We start from the raw sequence: 13,811 nt of genomic DNA, 5'->3' as shown, positions 1-13,811 counted from the left end.
GCTATACCGTCAGGTGTAGCGCCCATTCTTCGTTTTAAATTAGCAATACATGCTTGCCATTCGCTATGATAAACGTAGAAATATATATTTTTATCTCTGTAAATCAGTTCATTGCTGAAATTTCAAAAAAATCTTTGCCCTTGATTACTTTTGAAGGCACATGGCATTCTTCCCACGAGCATTAGGCATGACCCCGCCCTTTCTTGCGTGAAAGGACAAAAGCGATAATGGCAGGTGGTATAAGGTGCCTGGATAGGCACTTATGACGCGGTTTGGGGGGTAATGTGCTCAATATTGGACTTTATAAGAAGCTTATATTGTTAAACCAACAACATTTCTATGATTTTCCATCTTTGCTCTCTTTCCTATTTATCTGTTATTTAGAAGAAAAATGAGTGCAGAACACAAGCCCTGCACCCACAATTTTTATCAACCATAACTAGATGGCGAGGCATTATTCAATTAACATATTATTAATCATCATCTTCCGCTGGAACAAGATGTAGGTTCAGTTTAATAACTTCATTATCAATCGAGAAGTCAAATCTTACAGACTTTTGTTGTGTGATTCGATAGTTGAAACAGCCATTAAATTGTTCACCTGACTTTACCATTAAGCATACTTGTTGTGTTTTAGGTAAAGTATCACTACAGCCGTAAAGCCGAGCGACATTTACAAATTCAACAAGTACTTCATCATAGCTAGTGTCAATATCAATTTTGGTTGAATGAGGCAGTGAATCCGACTTGTTGTCTATTGAAGCGTAAAACTCAGAAACACCTTTAACTAAGAACTGATAAATAGCTCTTTCATACACCCGTTCTTTCCAAGGGGTAATGAATTCTTTTATGTTCGTTGAATCTAAAGCTTGATTTTTACCAGAGACAGAATCGTAAAGATATAGATGCTCATAAGCATTATTGCCGTGAAATAACTCATTCAGAAATACATTTGATAAAGCAGGGTCTAAAGTTTCACCCTCAATAGCATCAATGCCTGGCTTTAGATGAAATGCTGCAAAGTATCCCTTAGAAATATTTAAAATGTGGTAATAGAAATCCTTGCCTTCAATCTTGCTTTTTACGAAAAGTGGTCCATCGTACCATTCAAGAATTTCTGATTCATTTGTGCAAAAGCTTGAATTTAAATCGTAAATCAATTTTTGAGAATCAATTGAGTTCATAATTTTTAGGCCATACCTTATGTTCTATTTCTAAAAGATTGTTTTTTTTCAATCGTGTTACCAAATCCTTTTTTCCATATCTGGTATACAGGTTGTAAAGCGCATAATCTGATTTATGCACTATTTTAGTGAAAGAATTTAGGCAGTCAAATGATAAATCTAATAAATCCTTTCTTCTAACTAAAATAAAGCTGTCATTCTGCTCATATGCAAAGAAGTCCTGTTTACCAAATAAAGAGCCAGGTTTTCCTTCAACATTTCTAAACTCAACCCAAATCACATCTTCATCTTTTTCTTTATCTTTTCTACTTGCTCTTTTTAATCCTTTTACATCTACAGAATATCGTTTTCCATTTTTTTCTATAAACCAGTCAATATGATCATTCATGTCTTGATGATCTGGGGATTTTACAACAGTAAAGCCTCTTTTCTCTGCCACCATTTTGAATAATAATTCTGATTCAAGACCATCATCACAGCATTGTTTGTATTCTTCTTTTATCATAAATTCACTCATTCATTTATTTATTAATTATTTGTTTTAGCTGAATATTTTATTAAATATATTTTTAACAGCCGTTTTTCTCATATTATACAATGCAATGCGGAGCTTGATCAAAAAAGATCTTCCTTTTTCTTTTTTTGGAAAGATATCTATCCTTAATGGTGATATTATTTAATAAATAACAAATCTTATATTCGTATTAATTTATATGTCTAAAATATTTTATCATGGTTCAGATGATTACCTTCCACCAGGAACAAAACTAAGAAATTGTGTAGATTATGAAGGAAAGTGGGGAGCTGCTGGATTTTATAGGGGGTTGGAATACCATAGACCTAATAAGTTCACTGCACATAAAGATAGTGTGTTTTTAGTGAAAGAGCTTGAAGATCTTGAATACGCAGGTGGCGGTGAGGAATACACTTTTTTGGTCGTGCCGAAAGGAGATGTTACGAAACACGATATGTATTGGAGCACAAAGGTGACTGAGTTAATGGATTCAGGCTTCTGTGTTGAAAGTGATGTTGTTAAGGAAGCAGCACTGAAGTACTGGTCTGGTGAAGCTTCAGAGGATCCAGCGTGGGAATACATGTGTAAGGAAGCTATAGTATTGCGAGTATTCGATTGGGATGTCGATTCGTCTTTAATTAAAGATGCAAGGGCAGCTCTAGAACAGAAGAAAATTTTAAGAAGAGAACAAGCCTTATGTCCATCATAAGAAAAAAGCCCATCATGATGGGCTTTTTATTAAAGATTTAGTCCAGACTCTCTTTCCTTGGATCTGGGTTCTATAAGTAGTTTTTTATCGATTTCAGCTATAACTTCGCTGTATGGGTATCCGCTGGTGTAAATGGAACTGAGCAAGATGTTGTGCGCATCGAACTGAGCCTTATTCTCTTTTACAAAGCTTGAGAGAGCTTTAAACCATTCGGTTTTTCCTTGTGCATCCTGCCAAGGTTGATACTCATCTAACAAGTCCTCTATATCGGAAATTGCATCACGGCGCTCTTCAATCTCTTCACCGTGTCTAAGTTCTCGAACTCGATTGGAGTCAACGAAAACATGTTCAATACCGCTATGCTGTACGAACAAGCAAGGAATTCCTTGATAACAAGAAGTGTAGGAACTGGTGTACCAGTCATCTATAAATTCTTGAATGTTATTCAATTCAAATATATCAACGATTTGGTCTTTTATACCTGAGCCAATAGTTCTGAAGAAATCGGATTTATCAATTTCGATTGATAGTGGGGAATCTTTCATTTCATTGATATCGTCACCATCAGCCCCAACACATGATGTTACATAAGTAAATTTGGACATTTAATGCACCTTATATTTATTTTTAAATATAATTTTAGCATTGAATGTCCAATCTTAAAAGAAGTGGTGAGCCTATGCTTTTCCTTGAGTGTACTCATCTACATCGCGGTTAATTCCACTAACGTAAACCCAGCGACTTCCTTTAGGCTCATTTTGGAATTTTCCTTGATAATAGCGATCAGCCTGCAAGTTTCTAAAGAAAGATTCTCTAGATAGGATTTTATATCCACCCGAATTACTGCTTCCTTTTTGCTTTGGAGTGTATTCATTGCAGTTTGATAGTGACATACCAATATAGTTTACTCTGGTTGTCTGTTTTGGAAGTTTAATCGTTTTTGATGGGAATCCCTTTCTAAGCCCTTTACCTTCCGTTGCTGAATGATAGATGAGCAATCCTGCAACAATCTTTGTAAGGGTTAGAATCATCTTTGATTCAAGCTCATTCAAAGATTGATCGTATAGGAAGCACTTAGCATCACCCATTTCATTCATGTCATTAATGATGTCCATGACCTCTTCAATAATCACAGACTTATTCATTAAATACCCATCCTTTGTCCTATAACTAATGGATAGGAATGTCCTATTAGTTAAAGGCTTTGGAGTAAACTCAGCCCCTAAGTATTTTGCGTCATAAGGAGTAGTCATGTTTTCGTAAATGTCAGCTTCACCTGATAAGCATACTAAGCAAGGTGGCAACTCAACTCCATTAATTACAGTCTTACTCGGAAACGAAAAAGAGAAAATGGGGAAGGGAGCCGCTAGCATTGCGTTCAAACCAGTCTTGTACTTGGCGATAAACAGGTCATTGATTAGATCTTTATCCTCAACAAAGATTGTAGGGCAACCATTGTTGATCCAGTAATTCTCTTCTGCGTCTGTTTTATAACCAAGAATGTCATTTGTCTGAATTAGTGTTTCAGCTTCACTTCGCATAAATTCGTCATAACCAGGAACATACCCAAAATTCTGCTTTGTGATATGAAGTAGGTTTTTTGATGAAATGCAGTATTGATACTTAGTTTTGTAGATTTCGAATGACATAAAACACCCCTAGATAACTATCACAATTATACATAAAGTTGAGGCAGGGTCAAGTATTGATTGTGAGGTTCAGATGGTGTATAGATAGCATAAATAAGCAATAGGATAATTTATGAAAAAAGCAGTAATAAGCCTAAATGACAATGAGATTGAGATTTCAAACTCAGATAGAGTTTTGTTCATTACAGGTGCGGGAATAAGTGTAGCAAGTGGATTACCTACCTATAGAGGTGAGGGAGGTCTTTATACAAACCAGAAGGGAAAGATTGAGCATTTATTGTCAGCCTTCAACATGGATAAAAGACCAGGAGTGATTTGGGATGTAATCTCGCCTCTACTTAAGGGTTACGAAAGCTACAAGCCTAACATAGCTCACACACAGATTGCGCAGATTCAAAAGCTAGTCAAAGACTCGTGTGTATTCACTCAGCAAGTAGACAACCTCCACCAGAAAGCAGGGTCGGAAAATGTCATTGACATTCACGGAAACTTATCTGTTGTGTATTGCAAAAACTGCATTAATGTTCGAGGAATCAAACATGGCTACATTCCAATAAGTGACATAGACTTGAATGTTAAGACGAAAAGGAATGCTCCAGCTTGTTCATTTTGCAAGTCGGATTTGAGACCAAACATCGTACCGTTCAATGGTATGCTTGATATGGAAAAGATCTATCAACTAGAAGATTTCTTGAGAGAGCCTGTCAGTCACGTATTTGTGATTGGAACATCACTTCAATTCCCGTATATGGAAGAACCAATAAGGGGTTGTCATAAAGCCTACAATGCTAAGATCATTTATGTTGAGCCTAGTGATGCTTTTGATGTATTGAGTCAGACTAATATCCCTCACTATAGAGCTAAGATGACATCATCTGAGTTTTTTGAAAACTGCTTAAGATTTGAGTGAACAAAAAAGAGGCAATAGCCTCTTTTTTATATATTATAAAAAATAGACAATATCTTTTGTTATTTTATTGACAATTGAATCGCATAGATGCATAATTGTTTCGTCTTTGGGGAAAGACATAACTAAAGAGGAAACTTTTATGATGAACACACGATTAGCAATGGCGGTCATGTCTTCGACCATCATCTATTGCGCAACCGTTTTAACAGTATTTCTTATTGTATATTCGGTTGTCTTATCTCTAAACCCTACTTACACAACAAATGTTGTATACCTGAAAAGTTTAGGTTTTGTATCTTTAATCATTGTCGCTGACGATGTTGTAAAATTCATCGGTTACAAAGATAAATGGTCAATGTTGGGTTTGGGAGCGTTCATGTTCTCTCTAGGCATTACATCAATGCTACCGAAAAGCCTTCTAGTAAACTTCTCTATCATTGAAGCTGCTGGTTTGGCAATTACGCCGCTAATTCTTTTCGCTTCTCTTTTTAAGTACGTAAAGAAAGCAACTAAAAAACAATTAGCAGCATAACAAAAGGGGGGAAACCCCCTTTGTTTCTAATTTGGTTTAGTCTTGCCATCCCCATTTTCTAATAAACTCGACGTATTCTTTATCGTCTTCCATTTGGATCTTCTTTAAATATGACGAATAAGCGATCTCATGCGCTTTGTTTAGCTCAATAAGAAGTGAGATTTCATTCAACAAGCCAAAGGTATTCATCAAAAATTCTATTCTTTTTTTGAGATCATTTATGATTTTATCGCATTCATCACTGCCAATTTCAAAAGCCCACTCATCGGAAAATTCTCTCGATTCTCTTTTGATGTTTTCTCTGATTTCTGATTCTTTAATAGGAGTCAGAGGAAGAAAACGCCATGCGATTGCTGACTTTCTCTCCCATTCAAAGCCATTCGAAACGATCCAGTAGTTAGCAAAGATCGCTAAACCTATGCAGATTATCGCTGGTGGAATAGCCCATACACCTGCTCCAAGCAAAACAAAAAGCACGTAAGTGCTAGTTATGGCTATCGGGCTTAGGGCGTATGACAAAAACACAAAAAGCTTGCTATCAGCAGCTTTCACAATGAAATTCATTCTATTTTAATTAATTATCAACAAAAAAACGTAAACAAAACAGTGAATTGATTTTCCGCGCTTGTCGCGGTTATCTCAAGATAACGTTCAAAAATCAAACACATCAGTATCAATCAGGCGGATCGGATTATAGATCGTCATTCTGGAAGATCAAGACTTTTTTCTGATGATCTTTTTTAAAAAAAAGTTGACACGAATTGGTTTGTGATCAATTAATATTATTTATATATAATTACTATTAAGTATATATTTATAACTATGATTAGTAAGAAAATACTTTGTATTTTCAATAATCAATTTTATTTACTTTCTAGTTCTTCTAATGTATTCTTATCAACTAAACTAAAACAAAACATATACGCGATCAGGCAGTTGCGTAAAAACTAATCACTATTAAAGAATTAATATTATGAATAAAAATGGAAATGTTTATCTAGGAGACTGTTTTGATGGAACAGTTTTTTTAGTCTATGAGCATGACAAAAAGCTCTTGAAGATAGTTCCTCGGAATGAGAATGCCCTGTACACGATGCTGACTGAAATCTATGGTAAGAATCCAGGATATTTAAATCTTGACCAAGATCAGTTAACTCATATCGTAAACAGTATGGGAGAGAAGGCACCTGAAGGCTTTAGAATCGAGCCATTTGAAGTTATGAGTCTAAACGACCATCTTGGTCAGTTGTCCTTAATTATTGTTGAAGAGTCACCTCAATTTGTTGTAGAGAAGCTTGAGATTGATTATTTTAAATACCAACTGAATACTGAATACGTAACCAGAGTTTTCTCTGGCTTGGCATATGGGTTATCGATTCCAGTGTTTGCTGACGAGCAAACATGCTTGACATCAAATCGACCAGTAAAATCTGTTTGTACATCCACAAAGCATGAACCTCTTACTGAAAGAGAAATTGAAGATATTGTGTTTGAACTTAAGGCTAAGTTCTCGAAATCTAATTTTTCTAATTTCGAAGATGTTAAAGATATGATCAACAAGAAGCTGAAGGATACTGGAAACACTTATGAGTATCCATATGATCAGTTAGTTGCTCTTGTTAATAAAATTTTCTTCATGGTTTAGGTGGTTACATGTCAAACATTTACACGGAAAATGCGAATACAATTATTCGAATTCACACAAGAGAAGAAGTGAAAAAACTATTTGAAACCCTCTCTCAAAGTTCGTCATTTGATGTTTCAGAAGTCATGTGTTGGTCTGCCGTTGCTCTTGTAGTGTTCAATGATGATCAGAGTAAAGATTATGCTGTCGCTGTGCATGGTGATTATGGTTACTATGTAACAGATCTTAACTCTGGTGATGTAAAATCAAACATTAAAATTGAGATTAGAAATCCATCTACCTTGGCTTATTTTAAAGCTATCTCAGCGTACCATCTAAACTCAACTTATCTTGATGAAGACCGTCAACTACTTCAACTGATTATGCTAGCTTTAGAAGAAAATGGGTTTATTGATGCTGATGGTCATATTGCTCCAAAATATTTAGGGAAAGGTCATCAGGATTTTGGCTCATTCAAGTTGAAATTGGATTTAGAAAGTCACACTAAAGAGATCATGCTTTATGATTTTAATGCGAATGTCTTTGGAGCGTTCAAACAAGAAATCGTAATTAATGACTTTTTCGCTTCTGCTGAATTGCTTCTTGATTTGATTGAAAAGGCTAAAACTAAATCAAAAAATAGAAGTTCTACTCGGAATCCTGACTTTGTTGATGAACTAAAACGCAGCAAAATGATGTTCACTCCATGCATTGAGGAAGATAAATATTTGTTGAATCCTCAATTAAGTGAAGATGTTTTACAGAAAGCAAGAGACACAATTTTGGCAACAAACGAACAATCTTCGATCTCTCTTTTAGAGTTGGTTAATGTAGTAATTGACTCAAAGAATTTAGGTCGTGATGTCAGATCTTCTGTGAAGAGTTTACTGCTAGATAGATTTAGTTTTCCAAGTGAAGTGCATCTTGAGGTCGTTGTTGAAGGTTTATATGGATACACTCAAGCTCCATTAGTAAATGATTTCATCATCAAGCACAAAAGTAGGGTATAAATTATGAATAACATTAATAATTTGCCAACAATGCTTCTTTCAGTCCCTGCTTTGACTATGATTCATTTACTTGATGGAGAATCGGGCTGTTTCAATTTCAATAAGCATATGAAAGGTGAAAGCGGTCTAACGGATGATTTCAAGATTAATGTAGCGAACAGGGTGCTCGAAAATGGTCTCGTTTTAACAAGACCTGGTGATAAAAATGAAATTTTTACGTTGTTGCCTAATAAGTCTTCATTAGCAAAAATAGCTATTGAAATATCTGAAAAAAATGAAATGTTTGATAGTAGAAGACACCTTCCAGAACTTGTAGGTAAACTCATGTCTAAAGATATTTTAGATGTTGGCTACTTGGAAATGGTTGATGAAAATTATCAACTAGTGTTAAACATGATTGATAAGATTAAAGGTGAGGATCTTGATCATCTTAATTTTGATACTTCAAATGAGAATATCGTCATCACCCTTAATGATATAGTGTTTACGATTTTTTCTCATAATTTCTATGGTATTGAAGTGAATGTTCTATCTGTTTCAAAGCCAGGCTATGAAGATTTCTTTGTACCTTTTGATTTCTTTGATTTATTAGCAGAAGGAGTCAGAGAGCTTGAATCGCTTACAATGGTTGCTATGATTGCTGGTTTTGAGGATGAGCAATCAACTGAACGTGAACCTTTGGTAAAAGATTTGTTGAGTATGGAACAAATTGACTTGTTGTCACATGTGTTGACTGTAGAAACACATTTTATGCTCTCTGAAGTCTAGAATAGCTATTAAAAAGCCATGCTCAGCATGGCTTTTTTTATTTAAGATAAATTACGCGTTGATTACTGCTTCCTCTCCATTTAAGGGATGGATCGGCTAATTTGTGGTCAAACCTACCATCTATCAATACATCTAAGTAATTAACAACTTCAAGTTGTTCTTTTTCTAACTCTTCAAGTCGATATCCAGTCCATAACCATATATCTGATTGTGGTGACTCACTTCTAACACGCTTAACAAGCTTTAATACTGAATTTAGATTTTTGGGATGGAGAGGTTCTCCACCAAGTATGCTTAATCCATTTCTCTTTATTCTTGTGTCTGTTAGGTCATTGATAATAGTCTTCTCTATTTCGCTATTAAATTCACTGCCAGCATCGAATGGAAAGCTTTTTGCGTTGAAGCATTTGTGACAATGATGTTCGCAGCCTGAAACGAAGATAGAGCATCTAGTGCCTTCACCATTGATAAAATCAACAGGGTTATAAGTCATGTAATTCATTTTTTATCTCCTTTATTAATCAAATTCTATCATTGAGACCAAAATCAAGGGATATAAGATAGAAGCTATTGAATATTTTATTGATTTAAAGCAATTTAAATCAAAAATTCGTTGACTGTTAGCTCTTTGATTCATAAAATTATGATTGAGATAAATTAAAATATTACCTTAAAGAACAAATATTTAATTTTAAATAAATAAGGAAAAGATCATGACCGATACAACTTTAGAAAAAAACCTTACCAAGAAAGATATAGTTCAACGTTTAGTTGATCAGCATAACTTCACGACTAAAGATGCGACTGCACTTGTAGAAACTTTCTTTAATGAAATTAAAGAAACAATTGCTAGCGGTGAGCCTTTAAAGCTATCTAATTTTGGTAACTTCAATATTAATCATAAAAGAAGCCGTCCAGGTCGCAATCCAAAAACAGGTGATGAGGTAATGATCTCTGAAAGACGTGTTGTTACTTTCTCCCCTTCTGACAATTTCAAGAATGAAGTTCAAACTGCTTTTGAATCCCGTCTGTAATACGCGAGACGTAAAAAAGGATGAGTTTTTAAACTCATCCTTTTTTTGTTTTACATTCGTTAGTAAACGAATACAGTCCAAGCTTGACCTGTGACATAGCCATACTTCGCGCCATTCAGAGCGTATCCTCTCGAACAAGCTGCTGAGTGCCAAGGAGAGAAAGCCCATCTGTAGTAACTACCGTAACGACCAGTAAAGTCTTCTACTGTCAGTGTGTTGTTGTACTGACCTTCAGACATTAAATCTGAGCGCGGGTTATGCCATCTAAAGTGATTCCCTGTAGAACGATGAACAATGTAAGCTCTACCACCTGAATATAAGGTAGCGTGCATGTTTCCTGTACTGTATCTGCCACTATCGAAACCGACAGTTACACTTCCATTCTGACCAACGCCCCAACGAGTGTGGATAGGTAATACTTCGTTCGGGATCGCAAAACCAACACCTCTATTGTAGATAGATTCTAGATCGTATTGGTAGTTACCACCAGTCCATGCAACAGGGCTATTCTCGCGCTGTGCTGCTACCATTGTCCAACCGTTGTTGCAGTAAGTAACGTATGCATTACTAGGGGTAACATCTAAACGTTTCCATCCGTTTGGATTCCAGCCTGGTTGTGCAGATGCGATTTCAGACTTGTTTGCATTATAGAAATCCAGAAGAGTTTTACAGCTTCTGTTATCCATCAAACCACGCTGTGTCGATGTCTCAATATAACGGTATGTTCTCATCTGATCGTATGAAACTGTACCGTCTGGATCGTTAAGTGTAATTGAGCGCTTTTGTTCAACAGAACATGTTCTCTCTTGACCTTCGGCATCTTGAGTGTACGGAGTAAGGTATCTACTTGCTGAACCAACAGAGTTCCACTCAGTGCATGATACTTCGCTTGTATCTTCCCAAGCTGTATTGTCAACAGTGACTACACGGCTTTCTTGTTTATTGATGGTTCTTTCATGTCGAATTGGATCACCATCATTTGCAACCTCACCACGACCATCTTCGATTTTCTTTTGTTCCATACGGAACTCATCTACCGTAAATGTTCTGCTTTGAGAATAATCAGGGACATTAACATCGGCATCTGAATCTTTAAAGATTACTCCGCGATGACCTTGTGTGGAAGCCATAATGCTTGGAGTAGATGGTTCCCAAGGTGTGTGATCACGATGTGGAGTGAATTCCTTCCAAGGTGTAAATTCTGATGGAAGTGCATTAGACTTAACTAAGTTAGCGATTGGAATCCTTAGATTTGCTGTTACTGGAGCTGTGTTTGCCTCTTCAGCATGTGAATTCATGCTAAAAGCTGATAAACTAGCGACCACAGAAATCGTAAGAACTGATTTTTTTATTCTTAACATACTGGCCTCGTTTTTTATTATTTGTTGTTTTTCTTTTAGTAATGTTCTTAAATAATATTCTTAAATAAAACAACGTGTATGTAAAGGTTTTTGTGATAGAAAGCACAATAAATGTTTTGTTTATATATGTTAGTGAGTGTTATATGACAATTATAGATGAGTTAAAATTACTAAATGGATGGGATGATTTGATTAAGTCAAATTTTGATCTTTTGTCTTCCATTAGTGATAAATTAGAAAAAGAAAAAACTGAGTTTGTTGTTTATCCCCCTGAGGGAATGGTCTTTAATGCGTTCAAAAGAACGTCTCTTGAAAATGTCAGGTGTGTAATAATTGGTCAAGATCCATATATAAATCATGAATTTGTGGATGGAGAGTGGATTCCTCAAGCAATGGGGATGTCATTTTCAGTACCTAATGGGGTCAAGCCACCAAGAAGTTTGAATAATATCTATAAGGAACTGAAAAATTGCTACCCTGAATTTCAATCTAGTGATTCTGGCGACTTGTCTAATTGGACAGATGATGTGCTGTTGCTTAATGTAACCTTAACGGTTAGAAAGGGTAGCTCAAATTCTCATAAGAAGATGGGCTGGAATGCATTTACAAATAATGTAATTCAAGCGCTGATTAAAAGAGAAAAACCTCTTGTATTTTTATCATGGGGCAGGGATGCGCATAAGATAACCAAGTTGGCTGAGGGTACTCATCATTGCGTAATAAAGACATCTCATCCAAGTCCGCTTGGATCAAATAAGCAAGGGGTAGACTTTGTCCCTTTTCTTGGGTCAAAATGTTTTTATAAGTGCAATCAATTCCTTTTGGATAACGGTCAAAAGGCAGTTAATTGGATAAACCTCTAAAAAATAACTATATTTTCATTGAACTATTATTGATTTTATGTATCGAATAATATAAGATTCTTAATATAGAGTTTGGGGAGAAACTAGTATGTTAAAATTTAAAAAGTTCAGTGATGTAATAGGCGCAATGCTTCTATTGCTAACTACAATCTTGGTTCTAGGAACCAACTTGTTACAAACAGCGATTAAAACACCAGAGTCAGCTAACCTTGTTGGCATTACATTTTTAGCACTATTTTTTGTCTCAGGGGTTAAGTTAATAACCAAAAAATAGCTTTAGTTTATCAATCCCCATACTTGAAAGCGCCACAATTGCAATGGCGCTTTTTTATTGCTATTTTATTGCAAAACCAAATAAACATGAGAAATAAAATGAAGAAAAAGAAAGATATCTTGATACTTGATGCCGAGGGAATAATTCTGAATCCTATAAGCGGCATAAAAAAGTTTCTTGACGATAAAGGAATCTGTACAAAACACTTGGAATCCAGAGAAACATCTAATCCACTAAGGATCGTTGATTTATTCGGTTCGAATTCTCTTGAAGATGCGTTATCACTATATTCTGAATACTGTGATTCTGAGTATATTGGGTCATTAGAACTGCATTCACAAGGTGTTAAACGAGTTCTGATTGAGCTATCTTACAGATATGACATTTCGCTTGTTATGTCTTGTGGACGTTCAGAGCATGAAATGCAGTTAAGAGAAAAAAATCTAGAAGAACTTTTTGGTGATATTTTTAGTGGTTATCATTTTGTTGGTAGATCTGAAACTAAAAAAGATGTATTGGAACTATTGATGGATATTCCAGGCAATAAAATTGCTGGATTGATAGATAGTAACGAAAAATATGTTCAAGAGGCTGTAGATTTAGGGATTGAGTCTTATCTTTTTAGTAATCGAAAAGCTGGGGAAAAATCTACTTATCCAGTTATTGAAGATTGGAAGCAAATTGAAGATATATTCCTATTGCAATAGCTAAATAAATAACCCCAGATATGTATATCTGGGGAATAACAATTATCCTAGTTTTCTTCTTATTAGTGTGTCTAGTGTTTTTACTAAAAACAGCATCCTTTCAATGTCACTTACCATTTTATCTTCATTCATAGGACTTTCCTTTGATGAATTCATCGAATGTTGGATGCCCAACATGTTCAGCAATATTGTTTAGTTCTGTCTCAATGATATCTAAGCATTTCATGATTAGACAATAATTATTATATGACATAAAAACCTCTTAGAATCAGAAAGGAATATGGCTGAGGTGGAGGGACTCGAACCCCCGATCATAGAATCAAAGTCTATTGCCTTGAACCAACTTGGCTACACCCCAACAATGTAATTTGGTCGGTGAAGAGAGATTCGAACTCTCGACCCTCTGCTCCCAAAGCAGATGCGCTACCAGGCTGCGCTATTCACCGAGTGTGGCATAGAGGGAGGGAGTTGAACCCCCGACCAGCGGGTTTGGAATCCGATGCTCTACCAACTGAGCTACCTCTACACTTTTTTTGTTCTGGCTGAGGTGGAGGGACTTGAACCCCCGTTCATAGAATCAAAGTCTATTGCCTTAAACCAACTTGGCTACACCCCAACAATGTAATTTGGTCGGTGAAGAGAGATTCGAACTCTCGACCCTCTGCTCCCAAA

The 13,811-nt window shown here is 35.7% G+C and carries 17 protein-coding genes and 4 tRNA genes; 10 read left to right on the top strand and 11 right to left on the bottom strand.

Annotated features, from left to right (window positions below; translation table 11 throughout):
- Positions 1-473: 473 nt before the first annotated feature.
- Both R7P80_RS03020 and R7P80_RS03015 read right to left on the bottom strand, forming a co-directional pair.
- The gene (locus R7P80_RS03020) at positions 474-1,184 is read right to left on the bottom strand and encodes a hypothetical protein (protein ID WP_229623758.1); all 711 of its coding nucleotides are present in this window, start codon (positions 1,182-1,184) and stop codon (positions 474-476) included.
- Complete coding sequence (locus R7P80_RS03015; RefSeq protein WP_021485731.1) at positions 1,171-1,689, bottom strand: hypothetical protein; 519 nt, start codon at positions 1,687-1,689, stop codon at positions 1,171-1,173. The genes R7P80_RS03020 and R7P80_RS03015 overlap by 14 nt, the downstream gene beginning before the upstream one ends.
- A gap of 208 nt (positions 1,690-1,897) precedes the next feature.
- Between R7P80_RS03015 and R7P80_RS03010 the strand changes: the two genes are divergently transcribed.
- Positions 1,898-2,407 (top strand): hypothetical protein, encoded by a 510-nt coding sequence (locus R7P80_RS03010; protein ID WP_229623759.1) that lies wholly within the window; start codon positions 1,898-1,900, stop codon positions 2,405-2,407.
- 29 nt (positions 2,408-2,436) lie between these two features.
- On the opposite strand, the gene R7P80_RS03005 is transcribed toward R7P80_RS03010, so the two are convergent.
- Together R7P80_RS03005 and R7P80_RS03000 are read right to left on the bottom strand one after the other, a co-directional pair.
- Positions 2,437-3,012 carry a hypothetical protein gene (locus R7P80_RS03005; RefSeq protein WP_229623760.1) on the bottom strand — a complete coding sequence of 192 codons (576 nt, stop codon included), beginning with the start codon at positions 3,010-3,012 and terminating at the stop codon, positions 2,437-2,439.
- Positions 3,013-3,084: 72 nt separating this feature from the next.
- Positions 3,085-4,056, bottom strand: a complete 972-nt coding sequence (locus R7P80_RS03000; protein ID WP_045595748.1) for a hypothetical protein — start codon at positions 4,054-4,056, stop codon at positions 3,085-3,087.
- A 112-nt stretch (positions 4,057-4,168) separates the two neighbouring features.
- Between R7P80_RS03000 and R7P80_RS02995 the strand changes: the two genes are divergently transcribed.
- Positions 4,169-4,966, top strand: a complete 798-nt coding sequence (locus tag R7P80_RS02995; RefSeq protein ID WP_085762455.1) for an SIR2 family NAD-dependent protein deacylase — start codon at positions 4,169-4,171, stop codon at positions 4,964-4,966.
- A 139-nt stretch (positions 4,967-5,105) separates the two neighbouring features.
- Positions 5,106-5,498, top strand: a complete 393-nt coding sequence (locus R7P80_RS02990) for a hypothetical protein (RefSeq protein ID WP_021486088.1) — start codon at positions 5,106-5,108, stop codon at positions 5,496-5,498.
- A gap of 36 nt (positions 5,499-5,534) precedes the next feature.
- Here the strand turns inward: R7P80_RS02990 and R7P80_RS02985 are convergent, their stop codons facing one another.
- Positions 5,535-6,050, bottom strand: coding sequence for a hypothetical protein (locus R7P80_RS02985; protein WP_045595746.1), 516 nt, complete (start codon positions 6,048-6,050; stop codon positions 5,535-5,537).
- A 421-nt stretch (positions 6,051-6,471) separates the two neighbouring features.
- On the opposite strand from R7P80_RS02985, the gene R7P80_RS02980 reads away from it, so the two are divergent.
- From R7P80_RS02980 to R7P80_RS02970, 3 genes are read left to right on the top strand one after another with little or no spacing between them, the layout of a single operon-like run.
- Entirely contained in the window at positions 6,472-7,143 is a 672-nt protein-coding gene (locus tag R7P80_RS02980) for a hypothetical protein (RefSeq protein WP_318086701.1), read from the top strand.
- An 8-nt stretch (positions 7,144-7,151) separates the two neighbouring features.
- A complete protein-coding gene (locus R7P80_RS02975) occupies positions 7,152-8,132 on the top strand; it encodes a hypothetical protein (RefSeq protein ID WP_048516005.1) in 981 nt (326 codons plus the stop codon).
- 3 nt (positions 8,133-8,135) lie between these two features.
- Entirely contained in the window at positions 8,136-8,900 is a 765-nt protein-coding gene (locus R7P80_RS02970; RefSeq protein WP_048516004.1) for a hypothetical protein, read from the top strand.
- Positions 8,901-8,937: 37 nt separating this feature from the next.
- Here R7P80_RS02970 and nrdG read toward each other — a convergent pair whose 3' ends face one another.
- Positions 8,938-9,402: an anaerobic ribonucleoside-triphosphate reductase-activating protein gene (nrdG, locus tag R7P80_RS02965; RefSeq protein ID WP_020331450.1), complete on the bottom strand. Its 465-nt coding sequence runs from the start codon at positions 9,400-9,402 to the stop codon at positions 8,938-8,940.
- A gap of 211 nt (positions 9,403-9,613) precedes the next feature.
- On the opposite strand from nrdG, the gene R7P80_RS02960 reads away from it, so the two are divergent.
- A complete protein-coding gene (locus R7P80_RS02960; RefSeq protein ID WP_045595742.1) occupies positions 9,614-9,934 on the top strand; it encodes an integration host factor subunit alpha in 321 nt (106 codons plus the stop codon).
- A gap of 59 nt (positions 9,935-9,993) precedes the next feature.
- Here the strand turns inward: R7P80_RS02960 and R7P80_RS02955 are convergent, their stop codons facing one another.
- On the bottom strand, positions 9,994-11,295 hold the full coding sequence (locus tag R7P80_RS02955) for a hypothetical protein (protein ID WP_318086698.1): 1,302 nt from the start codon (positions 11,293-11,295) through the stop codon (positions 9,994-9,996).
- Positions 11,296-11,438: 143 nt separating this feature from the next.
- On the opposite strand from R7P80_RS02955, the gene R7P80_RS02950 reads away from it, so the two are divergent.
- From R7P80_RS02950 to R7P80_RS02940, 3 genes are all read left to right on the top strand, one after another.
- Positions 11,439-12,158 (top strand): uracil-DNA glycosylase, encoded by a 720-nt coding sequence (locus R7P80_RS02950; RefSeq protein ID WP_318096662.1) that lies wholly within the window; start codon positions 11,439-11,441, stop codon positions 12,156-12,158.
- An 88-nt stretch (positions 12,159-12,246) separates the two neighbouring features.
- Positions 12,247-12,432, top strand: coding sequence for a hypothetical protein (locus tag R7P80_RS02945; RefSeq protein WP_038129201.1), 186 nt, complete (start codon positions 12,247-12,249; stop codon positions 12,430-12,432).
- 98 nt (positions 12,433-12,530) lie between these two features.
- The gene (locus tag R7P80_RS02940; RefSeq protein ID WP_318096661.1) at positions 12,531-13,139 is read left to right on the top strand and encodes a hypothetical protein; all 609 of its coding nucleotides are present in this window, start codon (positions 12,531-12,533) and stop codon (positions 13,137-13,139) included.
- A 281-nt stretch (positions 13,140-13,420) separates the two neighbouring features.
- On the opposite strand, the gene R7P80_RS02935 is transcribed toward R7P80_RS02940, so the two are convergent.
- The 4 genes from R7P80_RS02935 to R7P80_RS02920 all read right to left on the bottom strand — a co-directional run bounded on the left by R7P80_RS02935 (position 13,421) and on the right by R7P80_RS02920 (position 13,755).
- Positions 13,421-13,497: transfer RNA gene (locus tag R7P80_RS02935), tRNA-Gln, on the bottom strand.
- Between the two features lie 11 nt (positions 13,498-13,508).
- Positions 13,509-13,585 (bottom strand) — tRNA-Pro (locus R7P80_RS02930).
- A gap of 4 nt (positions 13,586-13,589) precedes the next feature.
- Positions 13,590-13,665 (bottom strand) — tRNA-Trp (locus R7P80_RS02925).
- Between the two features lie 13 nt (positions 13,666-13,678).
- A tRNA-Gln gene (locus R7P80_RS02920) sits at positions 13,679-13,755 on the bottom strand.
- Positions 13,756-13,811 lie beyond the last annotated feature (56 nt).

It is taken from the genome of Vibrio sp. 2092 (assembly GCF_033339635.1).
GTDB lineage: Bacteria > Pseudomonadota > Gammaproteobacteria > Enterobacterales > Vibrionaceae > Vibrio > Vibrio alginolyticus.
Note: the sequence above shows the minus strand (reverse complement) of the source record. Positions and strands in the feature narration are given on the sequence as shown.